General features: G+C 47.2%; 22 protein-coding genes and 1 pseudogene. 10 read left to right on the forward strand and 13 right to left on the reverse strand.

The features are described from left to right. A partial coding sequence (locus tag H6F50_RS12400; protein ID WP_190428941.1) for a Uma2 family endonuclease occupies positions 1–298 on the forward strand: 298 nt, incomplete at its 5' end. A gap of 120 nt (positions 299–418) precedes the next feature. Here H6F50_RS12400 and H6F50_RS12405 read toward each other — a convergent pair. After that, positions 419–1,210 (reverse strand): winged helix-turn-helix domain-containing protein, encoded by a 792-nt coding sequence (locus H6F50_RS12405; RefSeq protein WP_190428942.1) that lies wholly within the window; start codon positions 1,208–1,210, stop codon positions 419–421. Positions 1,211–1,517: 307 nt separating this feature from the next. Between H6F50_RS12405 and H6F50_RS12410 the strand changes: the two genes are divergently transcribed. Next, positions 1,518–1,676 carry a hypothetical protein gene (locus H6F50_RS12410; RefSeq protein WP_190428943.1) on the forward strand — a complete coding sequence of 53 codons (159 nt, stop codon included), beginning with the start codon at positions 1,518–1,520 and terminating at the stop codon, positions 1,674–1,676. 345 nt (positions 1,677–2,021) lie between these two features. On the opposite strand, the gene H6F50_RS12415 is transcribed toward H6F50_RS12410, so the two are convergent. The 3 genes from H6F50_RS12415 to H6F50_RS12425 all read right to left on the reverse strand — a co-directional run bounded on the left by H6F50_RS12415 (position 2,022) and on the right by H6F50_RS12425 (position 5,098). Then, a complete protein-coding gene (locus H6F50_RS12415; protein ID WP_347277160.1) occupies positions 2,022–3,254 on the reverse strand; it encodes a DUF4336 domain-containing protein in 1,233 nt (410 codons plus the stop codon). Between the two features lie 362 nt (positions 3,255–3,616). After that, complete coding sequence (locus H6F50_RS12420; RefSeq protein WP_190428945.1) at positions 3,617–4,423, reverse strand: metallophosphoesterase; 807 nt, start codon at positions 4,421–4,423, stop codon at positions 3,617–3,619. 309 nt (positions 4,424–4,732) lie between these two features. Further along, on the reverse strand, positions 4,733–5,098 hold the full coding sequence (locus tag H6F50_RS12425; RefSeq protein WP_190428946.1) for a hypothetical protein: 366 nt from the start codon (positions 5,096–5,098) through the stop codon (positions 4,733–4,735). 391 nt (positions 5,099–5,489) lie between these two features. Between H6F50_RS12425 and H6F50_RS12430 the strand changes: the two genes are divergently transcribed. The 3 genes from H6F50_RS12430 to grxD all read left to right on the forward strand — a co-directional run bounded on the left by H6F50_RS12430 (position 5,490) and on the right by grxD (position 6,819). Further along, a complete protein-coding gene (locus tag H6F50_RS12430) occupies positions 5,490–6,128 on the forward strand; it encodes a hypothetical protein (RefSeq protein ID WP_199292123.1) in 639 nt (212 codons plus the stop codon). Between the two features lie 37 nt (positions 6,129–6,165). Continuing rightward, entirely contained in the window at positions 6,166–6,426 is a 261-nt protein-coding gene (locus H6F50_RS12435) for a BolA family transcriptional regulator (protein WP_190428947.1), read from the forward strand. Positions 6,427–6,495: 69 nt separating this feature from the next. After that, the gene (grxD, locus tag H6F50_RS12440) at positions 6,496–6,819 is read left to right on the forward strand and encodes a Grx4 family monothiol glutaredoxin (protein ID WP_190415580.1); all 324 of its coding nucleotides are present in this window, start codon (positions 6,496–6,498) and stop codon (positions 6,817–6,819) included. Positions 6,820–7,201: 382 nt separating this feature from the next. Here grxD and H6F50_RS12445 read toward each other — a convergent pair whose 3' ends face one another. Both H6F50_RS12445 and H6F50_RS12450 read right to left on the reverse strand, forming a co-directional pair. Further along, positions 7,202–7,450: a DUF6761 family protein gene (locus H6F50_RS12445; protein WP_190415582.1), complete on the reverse strand. Its 249-nt coding sequence runs from the start codon at positions 7,448–7,450 to the stop codon at positions 7,202–7,204. Between the two features lie 119 nt (positions 7,451–7,569). After that, positions 7,570–7,842 (reverse strand): hypothetical protein, encoded by a 273-nt coding sequence (locus H6F50_RS12450; protein WP_190428948.1) that lies wholly within the window; start codon positions 7,840–7,842, stop codon positions 7,570–7,572. A gap of 587 nt (positions 7,843–8,429) precedes the next feature. On the opposite strand from H6F50_RS12450, the gene H6F50_RS12455 reads away from it, so the two are divergent. Continuing rightward, the gene (locus H6F50_RS12455) at positions 8,430–9,215 is read left to right on the forward strand and encodes a winged helix-turn-helix domain-containing protein (protein ID WP_190428949.1); all 786 of its coding nucleotides are present in this window, start codon (positions 8,430–8,432) and stop codon (positions 9,213–9,215) included. Between the two features lie 43 nt (positions 9,216–9,258). Here the strand turns inward: H6F50_RS12455 and H6F50_RS12460 are convergent, their stop codons facing one another. The 4 genes from H6F50_RS12460 to H6F50_RS12475 form a co-directional block, all read right to left on the reverse strand. Next, positions 9,259–10,446, reverse strand: a complete 1,188-nt coding sequence (locus tag H6F50_RS12460) for a PepSY-associated TM helix domain-containing protein (RefSeq protein ID WP_190428950.1) — start codon at positions 10,444–10,446, stop codon at positions 9,259–9,261. Positions 10,447–10,685: 239 nt separating this feature from the next. After that, positions 10,686–13,226 carry a TonB-dependent siderophore receptor gene (locus H6F50_RS12465; RefSeq protein ID WP_190428951.1) on the reverse strand — a complete coding sequence of 847 codons (2,541 nt, stop codon included), beginning with the start codon at positions 13,224–13,226 and terminating at the stop codon, positions 10,686–10,688. 618 nt (positions 13,227–13,844) lie between these two features. Then, entirely contained in the window at positions 13,845–14,555 is a 711-nt protein-coding gene (locus H6F50_RS12470) for a tetratricopeptide repeat protein (RefSeq protein WP_190415592.1), read from the reverse strand. A 76-nt stretch (positions 14,556–14,631) separates the two neighbouring features. After that, positions 14,632–16,746 carry an energy transducer TonB gene (locus H6F50_RS12475; RefSeq protein ID WP_190428952.1) on the reverse strand — a complete coding sequence of 705 codons (2,115 nt, stop codon included), beginning with the start codon at positions 16,744–16,746 and terminating at the stop codon, positions 14,632–14,634. A 312-nt stretch (positions 16,747–17,058) separates the two neighbouring features. Between H6F50_RS12475 and H6F50_RS12480 the strand changes: the two genes are divergently transcribed. Together H6F50_RS12480 and H6F50_RS12485 are read left to right on the forward strand one after the other, a co-directional pair. Continuing rightward, entirely contained in the window at positions 17,059–17,709 is a 651-nt protein-coding gene (locus H6F50_RS12480; RefSeq protein WP_190428953.1) for a MotA/TolQ/ExbB proton channel family protein, read from the forward strand. After that, positions 17,693–18,091: a biopolymer transporter ExbD gene (locus H6F50_RS12485; RefSeq protein ID WP_190428954.1), complete on the forward strand. Its 399-nt coding sequence runs from the start codon at positions 17,693–17,695 to the stop codon at positions 18,089–18,091. The genes H6F50_RS12480 and H6F50_RS12485 overlap by 17 nt, the downstream gene beginning before the upstream one ends. Before the next feature lie 99 nt (positions 18,092–18,190). Here H6F50_RS12485 and H6F50_RS12490 read toward each other — a convergent pair whose 3' ends face one another. The 3 genes from H6F50_RS12490 to H6F50_RS12500 all read right to left on the reverse strand — a co-directional run bounded on the left by H6F50_RS12490 (position 18,191) and on the right by H6F50_RS12500 (position 19,945). After that, positions 18,191–18,958, reverse strand: a complete 768-nt coding sequence (locus tag H6F50_RS12490; protein WP_190428955.1) for an ATP-binding cassette domain-containing protein — start codon at positions 18,956–18,958, stop codon at positions 18,191–18,193. A gap of 4 nt (positions 18,959–18,962) precedes the next feature. After that, positions 18,963–19,490, reverse strand: a complete 528-nt coding sequence (locus H6F50_RS12495) for a hypothetical protein (RefSeq protein WP_190428958.1) — start codon at positions 19,488–19,490, stop codon at positions 18,963–18,965. 116 nt (positions 19,491–19,606) lie between these two features. After that, positions 19,607–19,945: a 2Fe-2S iron-sulfur cluster-binding protein gene (locus H6F50_RS12500; RefSeq protein ID WP_190428956.1), complete on the reverse strand. Its 339-nt coding sequence runs from the start codon at positions 19,943–19,945 to the stop codon at positions 19,607–19,609. Between the two features lie 106 nt (positions 19,946–20,051). Between H6F50_RS12500 and cimA the strand changes: the two genes are divergently transcribed. After that, a complete protein-coding gene (gene cimA / locus H6F50_RS12505; RefSeq protein WP_190428957.1) occupies positions 20,052–21,713 on the forward strand; it encodes a citramalate synthase in 1,662 nt (553 codons plus the stop codon). 123 nt (positions 21,714–21,836) lie between these two features. Further along, a pseudogene (locus H6F50_RS12510) lies at positions 21,837–22,039 on the forward strand (Uma2 family endonuclease); the annotation flags it as partial.

A 22,039-nucleotide genomic window follows, 5' to 3' on the forward strand; every position in this document is an offset into this window, starting at 1 on the left:
TACAGATGACTTCATCCTCTATCCCATTTTGGTCATTGAAGTGCTATCTCCCTCAACAGCAGCTTTTGACAGAGGAGAGAAATTTGCTGACTATCAAACGTCGCCATCTTTACAAGAATATGTGTTAGTTCATCAATCTCAGATGAGCGTTGAGTGTTTTCGCTTTTCCGACTCAGGCGATTGGGTTTCTCAAATCTACCGCCAAGGAGATGAAGTTTACTTTGCAAGTATCGATTTTCGCTGCGATATTGCCTCCATCTATCTAAAAGTCCCTGGACTTCAGAATGCTGATGCCTGAATATGAGCGCGATCGCTCTTTGATTGGGCCGTCGGCATCTGAAACCAAGTTTGCTATTGCTATACCATAACTAATTTATGATTTCCCTAAATAGTAGGAGGACAGAGAAATACAGTCAAATTACTCCTCGAATGTTTCACTCATACTAACTGCGTATGAAGTTGGTTTCAAAATCAGTTTCCCTTCTTCGGCTAAAGCAGTAGGATCTTGAATTTGTAGAATTTTGGGTGAATTGCTTTTAATTTTTGTTATCTTATAAATCCAATATGCTGCACGGTATTTATTAGCAATCTTCAATTCGTTGCTGGTGAGTTCAAAACTTAATATTTCGGATTTACTTGTTTTCACCTCAATATATTTTTCGTTTCCATGAATATCAAAGGAGAGAATATCATAACCAGCGGCTACGTTTTCTATCGATATCTGACGGACTTTCTGGACTAAATCAGATTGCCCTTGATCAATTAATCTTTGTTGTTCATAGCGAAGCACAAAGGCTTCTCCAAGTTCGCCAATCTCGGCAGCCTCTTTCTGTCTCTCTCGAAACGTGTGTAGGTTGACTGTTCGCTCGAAGGTGATAATACCTCTTCCAACATTCTCACTCTCAACCTCATTTAAAAAGGTTTTTCCTACCTCAGTTATAGACCAAACGCCGCGACTTGCTGAACTGAGTCTTCCTAGCTTCTTGAGATCGTTTCTCGCCCATCGAACCATGTTTTTCCATTTTGACTCGCGCCTTCCCTCCTCTCCAATCATCTCATTTCGAGCTTCCTGTGATAACTCGAAATAATCAGCCAGTGCTTCGTAAACCGTCTTCCCCTTAGCATCATTTCCAGACGGTTCAGCTTGCCCACCTCTCCGAATTAGCTCGACAAGTAGTGGTACGTAAATTTCTTTGTATTTGGGAAACATAGCCCTTATTTTTACTATGTAATTAGAGATAATTATATATATTTAGTTTAAAAAATACTCCGAAAAATGCCAAACCTTTAGAGTGTTTACTAATTTTTTATAAGTTATGTTGTTTTTTAAATTAAACTCGTAAAATATTTTATATTCTCGATAATGCCTTGATAAAACAGAGCGATCCCATTCTTTCCCTCTAACTCCACTTTTCTCAAACCGAAGCAGCACGGAAAGTGATTGATCCGCTCAAATAGGAGCGATCTCACTTAAGCAAAAAGTCTCTCAATAGATACCTGAACATCGGGAAATGCCTATGGCGCGATCGCATCCTTTCCCTCTAACTCCACTTTTCAAAGCCGAAGCAGCACGGGATGCGATCGCTACTGTCTTAGTCAGGGTAGTTAGTCCTACAGCAATACTTAATCAGTTATACATATTTCTGCCCGTCTTATTGAGCAGTGGCTTTGATTAAGTTGAGGCTATAGTCATACAAGTATAAAAATAGTTTTGAGCATGACCAAACAAACCTGTCCCATTTGTCATACTGGGGTGGCTCCTTCTCTTCGATACCCGGAATACATTTGTAGTGACTGTCGCAGCAAAGCGACAGATATTAATGGCAGAAAACTGCATTTTTACAATAGTTCCATGTCAGGTGGATACATCGCATATTATGCAGACAGCAACGACGACGAAGAATACAAAAGCCACTTCTGCTATATAGATGGAATCAAATGCAGAGCTGACGAAGGAAGGGTTGGGGGTATAGTGATTGAAGTATATTCAGGCTAAGAACCTAATTGCAAAAATCACCGCCTCATACCTTTTCCTTCTGTGGCGATGTGATGCCGCGCTTAGTCAAATTTTCTTCGAGTTCTCTAATGAATTCAAAGTCCTCCTCAGGCAAAGGCTGGCTTCCACCCCCTAAGAAACCCTCACCGATAGAAGACTTCTTCTTCAGGAAAGCGAACGCCCGCCGGAACTGATCGGGAGTTGCCTCAATCGGCGCATCAAAGTGGCAAGGAATAATTCGCTGGAAATTCCAGCTTGCCACCTCGTCCGCCCAATCAAGGACTGCTTGAGGCGCTTGGGTGAAAATGAACGATTGCAGAATCGGTGCCACGAACGGGCGACCACCCCCTCGCAGCGCCTCAAAGGACTGCTGCCACTGAGCCTTCCATTTAAAGGGAAACCAACCGAAATACGCCTTCTTTGACCGATCTGGTGCTTTCAGAGCATCGCGCAAAGCCTGCCCCTGCTCGCTCATTTCCAAGGCACTGGGACGTAGATACAAAGCAAACAGCGTAATGCGCTGCCATCCCTTGCGACGATTCTCCTCAGTATCTTCAACCCGTTCCAAGGCGCTATCTCTGGCGTGGAACAGCAAAGGATATGGGTCAACTTGGACAATCTCTGGCGGAGACTCTGGCACCGAAAGTACCGAATCTGTCAGCAGCAGCGTGCGCGATCGCTTGTGCAATAAAGCCACTTCTTCAAAGGACCCTCGCCCCAGGTCGATGCTCAGCACTGCATAATTAAAGTCCTCAGCAAAGGGCGCATCCTTGCTATTCTCCGGAAGTACGTGAGTGCGTTTGCTAGGGAAACCAAGCCAACTCAACGGCAGATTCACCGGAAAGCTCCATTGGTTCTCAGTCACAAACACCTGTGCTACAGGAAAGCGTCTGGCGAACGGACCCACGAAGACCTTGTGTTCTAAGCCTGAAGCAGTTGGCAGGATGATGTACTTAACATCGCCGTATTTCGCTTCCAACTCCTGAACCAGCCGGATACACTCTTTGGTCGCTGCAACTGGGGCATAGACGAGAAGACCTCCTTCTGAGAGCTTAACGACGGTCATGCGAATCGGTACGACAGTGTAGAGGATGCCCTGCATCTGGTCAAAAGTCCAGATCGTGTCCTTCACGACTTCTTTGCGGATTGTCCGCCGCCGACTGTATGGGTAGAGTGGTACAGCCAGCCAGAAAGGCCATGACCAATCCCCAGGTTTGATACTCAAACTATCTTGTCCCTGCCCAAACAATGCCTTCAATAGGTGTATCTGGTGTGCCTTTTTTAGCGGTTCTATCCACTCCACGACCCCTTCCCCTTCTTCATGAATGCTGACGCCCGTGTTTGCCGAATTTCTAGCTGCTGGAGGAAAGCAAATTTTTGACTCAATAACTTATTTTTATCTAAAATCCAGACCCGCATGACAATTAGACTTTAAACAAACGCTCGTTTTCTACCCTATTAGGATCAATCCTTCCCAGATAAAGCAGACCTAACCCCCTCACAAGGGTAGGTTTTTTAGAGGATCAAGGAGTGGGAAAGTGGAGGAGTGGGAGAAAGCCGATTTTTCCGTTGATGATTCATCCCCTTGCCCCCTTGTCTATAAAAAAGGTTCGCAGCAAATTACCCTGACGTTGCCACCGTGAGGACAACAACGCGGCTGTCTACATTGAGAACTTGGACTCCTGGGAATAAAGTAGTCATCGGCACCTTCCAATGGGAGTGACCGCAAATGACTAACAACTCGTTCGCTGTGGCAAGTTCAGCGCGAATTGACTGATTTCCGATGAGTTTCGCGTCTGGATCGTTGGGACCTTCGTGCAAAATTAGGATATCTGGTAACTCCTTAAGCAGTTGGCGAATAGCTTGATGAAAATCCTTTTCTGAACGACGCCAAAGTTTAGTCGGTTTGCCGATAATCCCTGAGATACCAGCAATGCGGAATCCATCAACCACAGCGATTTCACCATCTAAATAGCGGATACCTCGCCCCTTTTTAAAGGTTTTAATGTCCTCTGGCGTGTTTCCCAAGATGTCATGGTTTCCTGCAACTCCAGCAACCCAGCGAAAACGACGACTGAAAGATTGCCAGACTTCGCGGACATCTCCCTCACCCCCACGCTTATCGCTTCGTGCGTAAAGATCGCCTGCCAAGATAATGCCTGTTTTCTGTGGGGATGGAATTCGTCCCAGGTTCGCTAAAGTTTCTAATTCTTCCGCGACACGATGACCGAGAAGGCGTCCATCTGTGGGATTGATACCCTGTAAATCACTAGCGATGATGATGGCGTCTAAGCCAGGTGGAAGTGAGTCAGCTTCTGCCGATAAAATCGGTAAAACTTGCTCAACCACCTGGAGATGACCTGCCGCAGCAGCAGTAATAAAGGGGATTTCATGAATGGGTTGGTCGGAAATAGAAGCAATCCGCATAGGGCTTAAGGGTAGCGTTTGCCTTGAAAAGACGTTGTCATCTTGACGCCAGTTCAACTGCGAAATTGCTGCTATTCCTGGCACTGACCGATTGGAAGCAAGATGTAGGTTTATATCAAACCTACATTATTTAAACGTTTTATAAAAGCAGGGAGTCTACTGTATTGCTCGTGAATTTGGTTTAGGCGTGTCCGAAAAGCTAGCTTTTGGTTTTTATGGAGTGCTAAATCTTGGCAGCTTTAAAAGTAACTTCATCGCCTCATCATAAGCTTGCGCCTGAGAACTTTCTAGCAGCCGTTTGACATCTTTCTAAGCACCGGCTTCCCGTTTAGCTAACGTCTCTAACGCTTTGATATGTCTCACCCCGGCTTCTTGCTTTTCCCTAATCGTTTCCTGTTTCTCTTGCTCTTCTGCCGCTTTAAATAACTGCTTGATAGTCTTTTGTGGCTGGCTTCCGAGTTGAGCCACAAGAATTAGTTCAGATAATTTATTTTTAATTTTAAGGGAAAGGTTCGCTTCTTCTTGAGCAAGCCGCAGCAAAAAGATAATAGATGATGCGATCGCTATCGCTGCATCAACACGTTCAATATCCTGTTCGTGTACAAGATATTGAGTGAGGTGCTGGGAAATCGCTACAGATTGACGCCGATCGCGCGATCGCCCGCTCATCTCCATTTAAGCTAAAAATAGCGGATCGACCCTTAGCGGAACTCCTAGCGCCAGATGAACGGGTGACGGTGGTTTCAACCAGCAGGGACAAGATGCAAGTTGACGGGACAAGGCTACAAATCCAATTGAAATCCTTGACTCCGCCCAAATTCGCAGTCCTTTATCAGATTAGATGGAATTGCTCTAGGGATATTTGAGCTTTTGCGCGTAAAATCTCCACCCTTATTTTTTATATTATTAAAGAATATTCGGAAACTTTTTTATAGTTTTGTCAATCTAAACAGGGCATGACTTTGGGAATTTATCAGCGGCTGGTCTTAAACTTGGTGAGTCCGACAATGTTAAGATACCCAAAGTTTGTCATCGTTCTGTTTTCAGCCCCCAATAGGGTTATTTTATGGTATCTTCTGGAACTGCTCGACGCCTCGGTTTTACCTGCCTTGCTGGCCTACCTTTGACAGTGTCTTTGGCTCTGCTACAACCCGTGCAGGCTCAGAACCAAATGCCTGCTTTACCAGAAGACACCAGTCAAACACAACCAGACTTAACCGATCCCAACAATCTGCGCCCGATCGATCCGGACAGTGGCTTATTGAGTATGGCAGGAGGGAACCGTTTGCTGAGTGAGGCAGATAGTGCCGTATCTTCGCAGAACTATACTCTAGCCGCCAAGAAGCTCCAAGAGGCTCGTCAGGTTTTCAACCAGTTGTCAAATTTCTATCAACAACTGGGTTCTAGTTTTTCGGGAATTGATAATCGAGTTTACGAGAGCCAGCGCCGCAAGGCTGTAGAAGCTGCTCAACTTCGAGATCGGGCAACTTATCAGCTGGCGCTGGTACATCGCGCGCAAAATCAGCCGGATTTGGCAGTACCTTTGTTAATTCAGATTGTTCGCAGTCAGCAGCCGACACGGGATCTCGGCAAGAAAGCTTATCAGCAGCTGCTAGAAATTGGATTTATCGATTCTCCTGATTCTGCACCGGCTAATTCTTCGAGCGATCGCTCCAATTCATCTTCCTCTGCACCTAAACGGTAGATTAGAATTAGCAACTTGAAGTGATACGGGAGTTTAAATGGTTAGCCCAGATCAGGTAGAGGCGATGATCAAAGCCAAAATGCCAGATGCCCAGATTCAAGTTCAGGATCTGACTGGCGGTGGCGACCATTACCAAGTGACAGTGGTTTCGTCGCAGTTTGAAGGCAAAAGGCTTGTACAACAGCACCAACTGGTTTACGGTGCTGTGCAGCAAGCGATGGCTACAGAAGCGATTCATGCTCTAGCACTGAAAACCTATACTCCCCAAGATTGGGAGGCTGCTACCAAGCAAGGTTGAACCTGAATAAAAATTGCGTTCTCGCGCACTGGCATTACACTAGAAAATAGAGGCATTCCAAGCAGAACTATGACGCCAGAACTAAAAGAGCGGATTGACAGCTTGCTCAAAGAGCATAAGATTGTGGTCTTTATGAAGGGCAATAAGCTGATGCCCCAGTGTGGTTTTTCTAACAATGTGGTACAAATTCTGAATACTTTGGGCGTACCCTACCACACGATTGATATTTTGGACGACTGGGAAATCCGGCAGGGAATTAAGGAATATTCTAATTGGCCTACCATTCCCCAAGTTTACGTTGATGGTCAGTTTGTTGGCGGCTCAGACATTCTGATTGAACTGTATCAAAAGGGCGAATTGCAGGAAATGGTTGAAGTTGCCTTAGCTTCCTAAAGCTTTGGGATACGAACTGAAAATTCCCTCCTGGTTCTTCAAATTAAGAATCCAGGAGGGAATTTTTACTGGGTTTAGGATAACTTGCGACTAAATTTAAAAGCTCATTCAAAAGCTGTGCAGCCTAAATCATCCTAAATAAAATTATTGACTGGACTAGGACGTAAACGATACTAAGGGGGAACGCTCTTTTTTCAAATTTTTCCTTATCGGCTGTATAAAAATTCCGAAGCTGCTGAACTTCAAAGATAAACAGCACCCGGAAGATCGCTGTTGTCTACCCAAACCCGATCCCTGTGGGCAATTTAACCACATTATCCACAGGCGACGATGACAAGGCTGATGCTGATAGCCTCAGCTTGACCAAAGCAGCTAACCCGAACTAATAATAGTCCGATTTAGGTTGAGTCTGGGTCATGTCAAAGTTGGATGGATCGTAAATGTAACGGGTAACTTCTTCTTCTAAGCGGTGGATGAGAAAGGGTTCCAGAACGTTAGAATGACGCATAGCTGCGAGATAGCCATCTAAAAACAGCCGCAAATCATCGAAACGATAACCCCGATTCCACATTTCGACGAGGGCGTCGGTGAGTCTTTGGTAGTAGCGGATGGTTTGAGAGTCCTGTAGCATGGTCGGAAGTATCAGGTTTGAATTAGAAGTATAAGGGGTGAAGTAGCAAGAAGGAAACTTTCGCTCTAAGCGGTTAGCTTTGATTCTGGCAACTCATTAAGGGCGCTAGGCGCTAGGCGCTAGAAAACGCAAGCGTACTTCGGGTTTGCTTCAGTTAAGGCTAGTGTCTTAACCAGAACTACAGCGGTTTGGAGTTGCGGTGCGGAAACCGAAAACGAATGCACCCCAGTTTGGTGATGAGAGAACGCTTGGTTGTGTTCCTTGAAAATTAAGGGAATAACACCAAAACTCATCCCGCCGAGAGCAGCGAGTTGCGCGATCGCTCTCACTTTAGTTTCATCGTAGAAAACTTGATCCCCAACGTCATGCCCCTGCCGAGCGATTTGTGCCATCTTTTCTAGCAAGCACTTGAATTTAGTCGTTAGCTGGTTTAAACCGCCGGTTGACAAAGACTGTCTCTGTACTAAGCAGAATTTTAAGCTTTTGTCAATAAAATTCCGGTTTTTTAACCACATTTCCGATTACCAGGATAGAGGTGCCTGTTGTCCCGTGCCTGGTATATCCAAAACGCGATTTGTCTCATGCCTTTTGCCTCACGCATGCCTTGTGCCTCACTCAGTGGGTTTCTAGTAGGAAAGACATCCTGCTTGCTTTAGCTAGGTATACTAATTTGGTCATCGGAAGCTTTTGGCATGGCATCGTTCAGTAAACTTGACTAAACGTTACCCTTCGTTAACTTTCATTTTACTGACTGCTTGGTGAAATGGCAGCTTTGACTTCAGACTCGCCCTAAATCTGTAATATTTCTTTTAAAGTATTAAAAATATAAAACAAAAGTTTGACTTTTAATAGAATTTTTTTAACTTTTAACTTTTAATTTTTAATTGTATAGCCTAGACCCCTCGTAGCCCTGGTTACAGAATCCTGACATAAGCTTTGTTAAGCTAAATCTCACCAGCTTGAAGGGAAGCATGCCACCGTGGGATCGATTTGCATTCAGATCATCGAGGGGAACCCGCACCTGCGATCGCTACTGGGCTGGCACTTACAGCAAGCAAGCTACTGGGTGTGTCAATCCGCTGGCGTTCATCAAGGTAGAGAAACGTTTTATACTCGCCAACCTGCACTCGTAATCCTTGATTCCGACCTGCCAGATGGCGATGGAATTGAATTTTGCCGATGGCTTCATCAACAGGGACAGGTACTCATCTTGATGCTGTCCGCCCGCAGTATGGAAGCCGATATTGTAGCTGGGTTAAAAGCGGGAGCCGACGATTATTTGACCAAGCCATTTGGGATGCAAGAATTTATGGCGCGGGTTGAGGCGCTAGTTCGCCGCGTTCGCGTCACAGCCGCACCGATATCCCTAGATTATGGCGACCTAAAAATAGACTTAGTGCAGCGCCGCGTCCGCTTCAAAGAAGAATTCATTGACCTGACGCCCCAAGAGTTCAGCCTGCTTTACGTTCTGGCACAGGCTGGAGGAGTAGCGCTGAGCCGTTCCGAACTACTGCGCCGCGCTTGGCCTGACGCTATCGATAATCCACGCACTATTGATACTCACGTCCTCTCCCTACGCAAGAAAATTGAAACCGATCCTCGACAACCCAGCATGATTCAAACTGTCCGCAACGTGGGCTATCGGTTTAATCCAGAGATTCTTAAGGGAGCAGAACCAGTTGCCTCAATAATTGAGAACGATTCCAAACCGCTCCCTGCTCATGCTACCCCTGCCATGCTAGGCGGACAGAACCGCCACCGCTAAGTATCAATTTTTAAGATAGATAAGATAAACTTTGCCACCCACCTCAAATCCAAGGCACTTCAGTTGTTGGGTAGATTTTCGGGCGAGGTTCTGGGATTCCCTGACTCTGACGGATCGCTTCTTGACGACGAGCGATCGCCCACTGGCGCTGTCGCCACATCACAAAGCCAGTGATAAATAGAACGGTGGGGGTCAAGCCAGCGAACACATACAAAATCCGCATTCCCAGCCCACCATAAATCCCAATGTGCAAAGTAAACAGCTCATTCATAATCCGGGTTCCTAGAGGTACCGTCAGCGCATTTTCCACCCGCAAGACCTTCCCACTGTACTGGTCGAGATAGACACGGCTACGACCATCTGGGCGGATTTCCTGGGGCAATTTCTTCGTGACCCTGACGATTCCATCCGGTTTACTAGCAAGAGAAATGAAGGTGGTTTTGCCTTCTGGCAACGCCGCATCAGCTTTGGGCAAAATTTCTTTGAGTGTCAAAGGTGACTTGCCCACTTGAGGTGTGGACGTTAAGGGAGTAGGTTGTGGCGTCTGTGTTAGCCAGTAGACTGCTGGCTCTGTTTCCGCGTGAAAAATCATTGCGGCTCCTGTGGAAGCAATCAGGAGCAGAAACACAGCAGACACGATACCCCCGACCTTATGGAGGTCATAGTTGACCAGCTGCCAGGGAGCTTGCCACCTGATCTGGAAGCCGGAAAGGAGCCTTCTCCAACCAGACCATAAAATCATCCCAGAGACGCTCAGCAGCAACAGCAACAAGCCACAAATCCCAACGACTTTCTCGCCAACCTTGCCAGCGAGGAGAGAGAAGTGGATATCATACACGAAAGTCATCAACGTACGTCCCCACTGTTGTGTGCCAAGGATGGCTCCAGTGTAGGGGTTGACATAAGCGTAGATAAACTCATCTTTCTTTGATTCCATCCCCACCGTGTATACCGAGTCTGGCTTTCGCGGCAGATCGATATAAGACAGCGTCAAGTCTGGATAGGCTGAGCGGACGATCTGTAACGCTGAATCTGGGGATATGCGATCGCGCAGGCTCTCAGAAGCCGATTCGCCTTGCAGAGCAACCTGATGTAAATGAGAATTGAGAGCGCGCTCGATCTCTTCGTGAAAGACTAAAGCGCTTCCCGTCAATCCGATTACAAGTATCAGAAGACCGAATATTACACCCACATAGCGGTGCAGTATCAATGCAAGTTTGCGTAATTTCATCAGCAAGACTTCCTTTGAATTTTGTCTTCTGGCTTCCTCAGGGCGGGTTTAATCTAATACTTTTCAGTAAGGCTAGTTCCTCTCAAATAGAGCTGAACAAATAGAGAAACATAGTCCCCCTCAAAAAAGGGGGTTGGGAGGATCTCTGAACGATGAAACTTACTCATCGAAAAGTATTGAGCTTTAACCAGAATGGCGTTGAGGATACCAGATTAACCGCTTAGCCAGAGCCTAAAACATCAAAATTCCACCCCAAATGTCCCCAACAAAGTTAAAGGCGCTCCGGGGTAAACTAAGAAGCCCTGAGAATCGTAATATTTGATATCAAAGAGATTCTTGATATTCAGAGCAGCGCGGTAATTGTTCCGCCGATAGAAGATAGCGACATCAGTTCTCAAATACGAAGGGATTTCGATGGTATTTGGAAGCTCCGCTTCCCGCGCACCCACGAAATATACTCCAGCTCCAAAACCTAACCCTTGCAAAGCACCTCTTTGGAATTCATAAGTCATCCACAAGCTAGCGCTATTATTTGGCGCGTTAACCAATTCGTCCCCTTCAGGAATGCTCTCATCTTTGCTAACAAAAGCATCCATGTGGGCATAAGATGCAATAACATTCCAACCGGGTCTAATTTCTCCCCTCACGTCCAATTCGATGCCTCGGCTCTTAACTTCTCCCGCTGCAATTGAGAAATCACTATCATTGGGATCTGCCGTGGCAACGTTTGTTTTCGTTATCTGGTAAGCTGCCAGCGTCGTGGACAATCTGCCATCTAAAAATTCGCCTTTAATTCCGGCTTCGTATTGGGTACCTCTTTCAGGCTCTATTAGCTGTCCGTTCGACGTAAAAGCAAAAATATTTGGTCGAAAAGAGCGGCTGTAACTGGCATAGAGTGAAATCGGTTCTATAGGCTGATAAACAATTCCAACACGGGGTGAAAAGGCTTCAAAGTAACGGCTGGATTTTTCAGCTTCGCTTCCATTCAAAGCGTCTGAAACATCTTCGATGTCAAGATCGACCGAATCAAATCGACCGCCAATCAGTAATTTCAGATTTGGCAACAATGTTATCTGGTCTTGTACATAGATACCTAACGTATTAGTGTTTTCTTCTCTGCCAAAGGCGTCACCGAAACTGTTTGGACGAGGAAACCCGTAAACTGGATTGTAAATATCAATTGAAGGGAAATTTGCTCTGCGTAATGTGTAGCCATTTCTAATTTTACTTAACTCAAGCCCAATGAGAAGTTGATGATTAATCGAGCCAGTATTAAATTTGCCTACCAAGTCTGTTTGCAGAGAATAATCTTCTCTGTTTTCATCAGAGTCATTATATCTTCGCCGTAAGGTGCGTCCATCTCCCTCTAATTGGAAGGTACGTGCTTGGACATTTTTACGCTCTGTATCAACGATTTGAGCTGAAAAAGCATTCCGGAGCCGCCAATTTTCGCTAAAACGGTGATCCAGAACATAACTAGCTTTATGGCTTCTATGGTTGTAACTGTCGTTGGGTTCTCCTAAATAACGACTAATGGGAAGATCAAACATCGCAGTTAGCGGTGGAAAGGCTCGGTCGAAAGTTCGATCGAGATCCAGGTACTCATACTCCAGGGTTAAGGTAGTTTTATCGGTAATCTTGAAGCTTAAGACAGGTGCAACCACGAAAAGCTCGCTGTCTACGAAATCTCTAAAACTACCCGAATTCTCATAGGCAACATTCAATCGATACAATACATTTTTGTCAGGATCGAGGGGGCCAGAAATATCTATCGATGGGCGATAGAAGTCGTAACTTCCAGCCGTAAATGAAGCGGCATAATAAGGTTCGCTCAGCGGTTGCTTGGTGATGTAATTCACGACACCACCCGGTTCAATCTGACCATAAAGCACCGAAGCTGGCCCTTTGAGAACTTCGACTCGTTCGATGTTGGCGACATCCGTTAATGAGTAAAAACCGCCATCGCTGAAACCATTTCTCAGGTTACTGGAGATGGCAAATCCCCGGATGGTGTAGTTATCAGTAGCGCCTCCATAACCCTCGCTTCGCACAACGCCGCTGACGTTGCGTGCGGCTTCTGTGATTCTTACGACTTGTTGATCCTCAATCACCTGTCGAGGGACAACCTGAATTGACTGAGGAACGTCGCGCAAGGGTGTATCGGTTCGCGTGGCGGTTGTGGCGTCAATGACTCTATATCCGCCTTCTTGCTGACCCGTGACCAGCAGTTCAATTTCTTCTGGCTCTTCAACTGAAGCATCTGCATCTGGTTGGGTTTCGTCACCAGGTTCAGCCTCTGAAGGGGTCTGGGGCGACTCAGAAGGCTCAAAGTCAGCCGTCTCTGGCGTTTGGCTAGGAGGGGAAGCCTCTGCTGTTTCGGAGGCGGTTGTTAAGCTGAGTACCACTCCTTGCGGACTCGGCACGACTTCTGCGACTGGCAGTTCTGCGACGCCTTTGATCGTTACCCGAACACTGTTGCCATACAAGCGGTTTACGGTTAAAGAAGTTATGCCGAAAGCTGGGTTGTCCTGAGTAAACGTATCCCCTTCTGGAAGGCTTAGCTGGGCGTTAAGCAGGTCAATGAGCAGGGTTTGGTCATAGCTGGATGTGACCACTTGGGGCGCTGCTCCATTTGTCGTCTGCAAAATCACTTGCAAGCCGTCGGGCGTTGAGTTGAGTTGCACGCCTGTGACTACGACATCAGCTCGTACTGGCTGAGCCACTGTCATGACAACTGAGCCTGCGAGCAACAAGCCAGGAAGTAATTGCTGTAGTTTCATTCCGTTTCCACACACCTAATTTATGCACCCAGGTCTTGGTTAACAAGCCTGATTTTTATTGCAATTAATTATCATTAGTGTGGTTAAGATAAAACGACGCCTGTGCAAAAGTCAAGTGGAAAAATTTAGAGGCATCGCCTAAGAGAAAGATTGACAAATGGCTAGTTTTGGACACTTGTTCTTCAGTAATTGGCTCAAGCTTAACTTCTTTAAACATTGGTTAAAGAAGTTAAGCAAGCGAATAATTGACAAAACCTCATAAAAGTGTTTTCTCTAATTAAGAAAGTTATTCAAGAAAGGCGAATTTAATCCACCAGCAGGCTGGTTTAGAGTGGAGAACGATTGCTTTTCGCCTTGTTAATCGATCCGATGGCTACAAAATATTGAGTCTTAGAGAAATCACGAGGGCGATCGCAGCCAATCTCTACACGCACCGACTCAACACGCGCCAACTCAACACGCGAAACTAGAGTGTCTGAAAAATCAGCGAAAAAACCCTAACACACTTAGTGACTCCTGAAGCGCGACTCCTGAAGCGGCGGCGCGGGTCAAAAATCTATCACATCAAATTCAAAAAAACGCTGAGAGGCTGAGCGACGCTCAGCCTCTCGATTCAGGCTATGGCTGAAGTTTTTTGATCAGCGCCAGTGCTTCTTTGGACTCATCTGGCTTGCCTTGCGTAGCGAAGAGTTCAGAGGCTTTCTGAAGGTCTTCAATCGCTTTATTATCTTCCTCTAGCTGAGCATAAGCGATTCCTCGCTGATAGTAAGCTTCTGCTTGATCGGGCTTTAGTTTGATAACTTCGCTGTAATCAGCGATCGCTCCGGCGTCGTCTTCTAACTCAGTCCGAGCTAGCCCTCGATTCAAATAAGCTTCATCATCCTTGGGATCGAGTTGCAGCACTTTGCTGTAATCAGCGATCGCTTTCTCGTAGTCCTCTAGCTCAACAAGAGCTACGGCTCGGTTATAGTAAGCTTCCGTATCATTGGGATTTACTTCTAGCACCTTCGACAACAGATCGACGGCTGCCTTGTAGTCTCCCGCATCAAGTTTGTCCAAACCCTGTTGGAGCAGCGCCTCAGGATTCCCTTGGAGGCGGGGACTGCTGGGAGCAGGTGGTTTAATTTGAGGACTGGTAGACGCAGGCGGTTTAATTTGAGGACTGGTAGGAGCAGACGGTTTAATTTGGGGACTAGTAGGAGCGGGGGATGGTTTGATTTGAGGACTGGTAGGAGTGGGGGATGGTTTAGTTTGGGCACGAACTACAGGGTTCACTCCACCCACTCCGATAACAACTCCTAGAATTGCGATCGCTGTCTTGATGTTCATAAATCTACTTAGTGACGAGTGATTGGGTATTCAACAATCAGTTCAAGAGTCTATACCCACTCTGGTTGAGAGGCAATTATTCATTGTTCGTAGTAGCTGAACCCGATGATTCTGCTGAGGAAGGTGCAGCTCTCCGCCGCCGCGCCCGTGGAGCTTGTTGTGCCTGACTTGCTGAACCGGCTTCCAGACGCCGCTGCCGCCGCGCCCGTGGGGCTTGCCGTGACGGTCTAGAGGTCGAACTAGAGGCAGATTCCACCCGACGCCGCCGTGCCCGTGGGGCTTGCTGGGACGGACTGGCAGCCGCAGATTCGACCCGCCGCCGAGAACGACGCGGCGTTTCTGAGGCACTCCTGGAAGAAGATGCTGTTTCCAGACGCCGTCGCCGACTAATCCGGCGTGTTTCCGAGGCACTTGTGGAAGAAGATGCTGTTTCTAAACGCCGCCGCCGACTAATCCGGCGTGTTTCCGAGGCACTCGTGGAAGAAGATGCTGTTTCCAGACGCCTCCGCCGAGAACGACGCGGCGTTTCCGAGGCACTCGTGGAAGAAGAAGCCGTTTCCAAACGCCGCCGCCGACTAATCCGGCGTGTTTCCGAAGCACTCGTGGAAGAAGATGCTGTTTCCAAACGCCGCCGCCGCCGGGGAGTCGATGACTCCGAGCTACGGCTGGAAGATGCCGATTCTGTGCGACGACGTTCGCGAGAACGACGCGATCGCTCCGATCCTTCTAGCTGAAAATCAACTGAAGCCACAACCCCCTGTCGTCTACCAGAGGAAGAATCGAACTTCCAATTTCTGGCGGCTCTCACGGCAGCTTCATCAAGTTCGCTGCTACCGCTGGAACGCGACAGCCGAACATTAGTGACATTTCCTTTGTCGTCAACATCAACACTGACCTTGGATGCGCCTTCGACGCCTTGCCGTCTCGCATTGCTTGGATAGTCGGGCTTGTCACATTTAACACAACCGATTCGGCTCGATCCCGATCTCCTCGAAGGACGTTCTTCATCCCTCTCTCTCGGCTCAGTTCTTGGCTCGGTTCTTGGCTCAGTCCTCGGTTTGAAATTTTCCGGAACTATCGCTACATCCCTTCCGCTTCCCGGTTCTTTGCTGGTGCCAGTGCCACTACCCGTACTAGCGCCCCTACCGCTTCCTTGTCCTGAGCCTGTACTAGAGCTACTACCCGTACCAGTGCCCCTACCGTTTCCTTGTCCTGAGCCTTCAGTGCTACTACCTGTACCAGTGCCCCTACCGCTTCCTTGTCCTGAGCCTTCAGTGCTACTACCTGTACCAGAACCACTTCCTAGCAGACTTCCCGTTCCGGCAGCCACAGTAGAGCCGCCAATGGCACTGCTTTTCTCAGTTTGGCTAGCGCTATTTCCTGCACTTTCTTGAGTTTGTCTGGAGCCGGTAATTCCTCTAACTAAATCTCTAAATCTTTCAGACGTTTGTTGCTGGAAAGAAGGACTCGCCTGTGTTGGAGCTGCTGGCTTGTCACTCTGTGGAGACGGCGCAACGGCAACCGAGCTAGACTGGGGAATCGGTTTCGAGTTACTGGCTCGATTGGGTTCGTCAGTGCGTTCCAAAGACGTCTTTTCTACTGGTGTGGGTGGCACGCTTGCCACTCGATCGGGATCGACTCGTTGCTCGACTCGTTTGGGCGTTTGAGAGGGTCGGAACGGAGGTAAATTTACTGCAAGCGGCTGTCGCACTGGCTGCGGTACCACTTCAGGGCGTGTAGGCGCGGGTTGCGACGCTACTAGTGGAGAGCGAGCGATCGCTTTTGGTTCCGTGCGAGGTTGAGATGCTGGCGTAGCTGTACTGGTATCGGGTGTACTGCTTTGACTCGAACTCTCTGCTGCAACTGAACCTTCTTCCGATTCCTGCCTAGAACCCGTAAGTATGCGAGAACCTCCGGCTGCAACTGAACTTGCTGCCGATGGCGTCTGCTCTTGTTGATCTTCTTTTGGTGTATCTTCCTCTGGTTCCAAAGCTTCAAGGCTCTCAGGATCGAGAACCACAACTTCCATTGGCTCTTCTGCAATAATGTCAGATGTTTTCACCCAACGATTGCTCATCGCCAATACTCCGATATGGAGCGCTAGGGAACCGATGAGGCTATAGGCAATAAAAGACCTCAGAGCCTCTTCTTCTTTTTCTCGCTGCTGAACAGCAACAGTTGACAAGCCCATATATTATTGCAAGTTATTTGCACTTGTTTGGTCAAGGTAAGATGCACTGAAGTAAATGTCAAGAGGGAGAACCAGGAAAATGGGCTGTTATCACCTTAGCCAAACCCTCTCCAAACCTTTCCTTGATAGGCTTCTCAACCTTTTCAACAGTTCCGTTAAAATTACTTAACAAAAATCATTATTCCCCAAGTTGTGGAGAACTGCTTGACATAGATTCTCATTAGGTTTAATTTCTCTTGAGAACTTCTATCAGCTTTAAGACTCAAGTAAGCTGGTAGGCTAAGCCTTGTTGAGTGCCCTAGAGAAACTTAGATGGGAATTAGTAATCTTTTTGCGGCGGGCGGCGTGGTCATGTGGCCACTCCTAGCATTTTCTATATTAGCGATCGCCCTAGTAATAGAGCGTTCAAGATTTTGGTATGGCATTAACCGACGGCAAGGTCGGGTTGTCCGAGACGTGATGAAGCTTTATCAGCACGATCCCGAAGCTGCTGTGCATCGGCTCAAGCAGAATGCTGACTTGCCGATTGCGCGAATCTTTTTGGCAGCATTGGAACTGGAACAACCCAATCCAGAAGAATTTCGATTAGCGCTAGAAAGTGAAGCGCAAGCAGAGTTACCGGGATTGAAGCGATTCAATGTGGTGTTTGAAACGATCATCGCCCTGTCCCCTCTGCTGGGGTTGCTGGGAACGGTTTTAGGATTGATTAACTCCTTTGCCTCGCTGACGCTAGGGAGCGTCGGAGGTAGCCAGACGGTCGGTGTTACAGCAGGGATTAGTGAGGCATTAGTTTCCACCGCCACCGGGTTAATTGTTGCTATTTTTGCCCTAGTATTCTCCAATGCCTTTCGCGGGTTTTATCAGAGGCAGATGGCACACATTCAAGAGTACGGCGGTCAGTTAGAACTGTTATACCGCCGCCGTTATGAAAAAGGAGAGCCTTCTTATGCGACTACCCGATGAGCCGGATATCCCAGTGCAGATTAACATCGTGCCGATGATCGATGTAATCTTCGCCATTTTGACCTTTTTCATCATGTCCACGCTGTTTTTGACCCGTTCAGAAGGACTATCGGTAAATTTGCCGAAAGCAGCGACCGGACAATCTCAAAAATCGACACCCGTAACGGTGTCAATTGACGAAGAGGGAGAAATCGCACTGAACCGCCAGCCCGTTGATTTAGAGGAACTGGAAACCGGAGTGCGATCGCTAATTCCATCTGAGCAAGAAACCCTTGTCGTGCTAAATGCTGATGAAGGAGTTAATCACGGTCAAGTCGTGGCGGTGATGGATCAGCTGCGTAAAGTTAAAGGTGCAAAATTAGCGATCGCTACGAAGAAATAATCCGTCCATTGGGTAAAAGATTATTTGTTATCAGTCGATAGTCATTAGTTTGTTCCTACTAACTAATGACTTATCACCAATGACAATTACTAATTACCCTTAACCCCAATCTTGAGCAGCTTGTGCTTCTGCTTGGATAAAGCGATCGCGTAAATTAGCCCAGTCTAGTTGCGTTGCTGAGACATCCTCAAGCAACTGCCCATCCTGCAAATACAAAACCCGATTGCAAAACATTTGGGCTAAATCTAACTGGTGATTGACCATCACCACTGTCGTTTTTCCCTCGTTGCACAGTTGTGTCAATACTTGCAGGACGTAAGCAGCACGACCCGCATCTAGGGCAGACGTTGGCTCATCAAATAATAAAATTTTAGGTTCAATCATCAAGGCGCGAACAATTCCAACCAATTGCCGCTGTCCTTGCGACAGTTGCACTTCCGTCCGCCCTAACCAATCTTCTGGAAGGTGCAATTGCTCGATCCATTTGAGCAATTGTTGCTGAATTACCTGTTTTGTGACTCCTTGCAAAACCAGAGGATAAGCTAAGGCATCTCTAACCGTCATTCCCAAAAGTTTTGGTTCTTGAGAAACCAACATAACCTGCCGACGCAACGGGATAACCGGAAGCTTTCGGTAATCTTGATTTTCTAGGTAAATTGTGCCAGCAGTGGGTTCTAATAGCCGGTTTAATAGCCGCAATAGCGAGGTTTTTCCGGCACCAGAAGGGCCAATTAAACACAAGCGATCGCCCGGAAATACCTCAAACGAAATCTCCTTCAATAAATACTGCGAACCAACTGGCGCTGCAAGGCTTACCCGTTCCAGCCGCAGCAAATTTTTTTGTGCTTTCGTGTCTTCGTAGTTCAAAAAATTATGTTAATTGTCCTTGTGTAGTCGCCATCCAAATTGTCCACGCATCTGTAACAAAAAGCAGCAGCAAGAACACTAACAAAATTAGATACATCCAAGGCTGAGACAAAGGACGAACATCAGTTGTATCAATTCCCGTCTTGTCTTCCACCAGTTTAACTAACCGAGCAAAGCCAACGACCCGCATCGGGAGCAAATAAGCTTTTTGCTCTGACTTACTTACAAAGTAATAAACGATTCCACCTTGCCCTGTCGAGCGAAATTTTAAATCTTTGACTTCTGCCCAAGCTAACGACCAACCCTTGCGGAAGAAAACGGGAACCCAGCGAGGATAAGTGACCTGGATTTTTTCATCATCCACAATTACCCGTTCGCTGAGGACGCCAGATAATGGGACTAACCCTAAGGCAATTCCCAGCCACAGCAACCAAGGCGGTACAGGTGACGCAGATGCCTGTGACAAAAACGGTAGCGGAATCGTCAGTGCCAGGTAAAGTGCTATCAACGTGATGCGAATCAGGGGGGAAATGCGAAAAACGAAATGAGTGGGTTGCGCTGATTCCGACTGGGCTGATTCCGACTGTAAATCAAGATTTTGTGACACGCTTTATAACCCAAAATCTAAAATTTAAAACTGAAATTGTTTTATTTTTGCGGCGTCCAAACCGTTTGAGTGCCTTGTCCCCAAAATCCATCAAATTTGGTTACTTTGACATCTCCTAAAACCTGGGTTTGACAAGCTAAGCGACGGTTTGCCGTGGGAGAATGAGGAGGAAGCGATCGCCTGGTTTTATCTTTCCAGTTGGCTTCGGAAACGTTTCCTTCTACTGCCACTGCACAGGTGCCACAGGTGCCAATTCCCTGGCAGTTAATGATTTTTGCCTTGCCATTGTAGAGGTCGATGCCATTTTCCAGTAGCACTTTACGCAGGTTAGCACCCGTACTGCACTCAAACGTTTTTCCTTGAGCTGTTACCTTTGGCATAATGATGGATTCAACGAGCCTCTTGAGTGACGATTTATCTTCACTTTATTTTTACAGTTCTTTACAAAATTAGCTGTTAAATTTTCTCCCTCGGCGACAACTTCCCATGCACTCAGATCAAACAAACCGAATTTGGATTTACGACACGACGTTACGCGACGGTGCCCAACGCGAAGGGCTATCGTTATCACTCGAAGACAAGTTGCGAATTGCCCGAAAGCTAGATAAGTTGGGTGTTCCGTTTATTGAAGGCGGTTGGCCTGGGGCGAATCCCAAAGATGTACAATTTTTTTGGCAATTGAAAGAAGAACCGCTTTCCTCAGCGGAAGTTGTCGCTTTTTGCTCTACTCGCCGTCCAAATACAACTGCGGCAGAAGATCCGATGTTGCAGCCGATTCTCGCGGCGGGAACCCGCTGGGTGACAATTTTTGGTAAATCGTGGGATTTACAGGTTATAGAGGGTCTGAAGACCAGCTTAGAAGAAAATCTGGCGATGATTGGAGATACGATTGAATATCTCCGCAGTCAGGGGCGGCGGGTGATTTACGATGCCGAACACTGGTTTGATGGCTATAAGCACAATCGGGATTATGCCCTCAAGACCTTAGAAACCGCGATCGCAGCCGGTGCAGAATGGCTCGTTTTCTGCGATACCAATGGCGGCACGCTTCCTCACGAAATTAGCCAAATTGTCCGGGATGTCGCCAGTGTAATTGGAATCAGCGCTCAGCAGTCAGAAGCCAACAGTGAGTTCAAAACTCGAAACTTACCGCTTCTCGGCATTCACACGCACAATGATTCTGATACAGCGGTAGCGAATGCTTTAGCAGCCGTCATGGAAGGAGCCAGAATGGTGCAAGGCACAATCAACGGCTACGGCGAACGCTGCGGGAATGCTAACCTTTGCTCTGTGATTCCCAATTTGCAACTCAAACTGGGATATGACTGTATTCAAGACGAACAACTGCTACATCTGACAGCTGCCAGTCGTTCAATCAGCGAAGTCGTCAATCTTGCTCCCGATGAACACGCACCCTTTGTGGGTCGTTCTGCGTTTGCTCACAAAGGCGGCATCCACGTTTCAGCGGTTGAGCGCAACCCGTTAACTTACGAACATATTCAGCCAGAACAAGTCGGCAACGAGCGTCGAATTGTGATTTCCGACCAAGCTGGATTAAGTAATATTTTGGCAAAGGCTCGCAGCTTTGGTATTGACTTAGATAAGCAAGATCCCGCCTGTCGCCAACTTTTACGCCGCCTCAAGGAACTGGAGAATGAAGGCTATCAGTTTGAAGCAGCAGAAGCAAGTTTCGATTTGCTGATGCGCGAGGCATTGGGGCAGCGACAGCAAATGTTTGAACTCAAAGGCTTTCAAGTCCACTGCGATATCGTCAGGAATGCAAACGCCCTTGCTACTGTGAAAGTCGCTGTCAATGGCAAAGATATTTTGGAAGCTGCGGAAGCAAATGGTCCCGTTTCGGCGTTGGATGCTGCATTACGCAAAGCTTTAGTCAATTTCTATCCAGAAATTGCTGTATTTCACTTGACCGACTACAAAGTGCGGATTCTCGACAGTGGCGCGGGGACTTCAGCCAAAACTCGTGTTCTCGTGGAATCTAGCAATGGTCATCAGCGCTGGGCAACTGTAGGGGTTTCTAGCAATATTCTGGAAGCTTCTTATCAGGCAGTCGTCGAGGGAATTGAGTACGGTTTGCTGTTGCAATCTTCAGCAAGTCGGACGACAGAAGTTGCAACGACACAATTGTAGAAACCAGAGTAACTTACCTCTTTCTCGATAAGTTTTGATGGCGATCGCGTGATGAGAAAATCCTCAGGCGCGATCGCTTTCTCATCCGCCACAATAAAGCTAAACCAGTGCGAGGGAGAGAAGATGACTTTAACTGCCCAGCAACTAGATGCGATGATGCCTGATGCCAGTCAACTGTACAGTGATGAGCCAGAAATGGAAAGTTCTTTACACTATATGCAACTGCTGTTGCTTGTCACTTGTCTGGAATGGCTGTGGCGCGAAAGAGAGGATTTTTTTATCGGTGCCAATCTCACGATTTATTTTAGTCGGCAACAACTGAGAAA

The organism is Coleofasciculus sp. FACHB-712 (genome assembly GCF_014695635.1).
Lineage (GTDB): Bacteria > Cyanobacteriota > Cyanobacteriia > Cyanobacteriales > FACHB-T130 > FACHB-T130.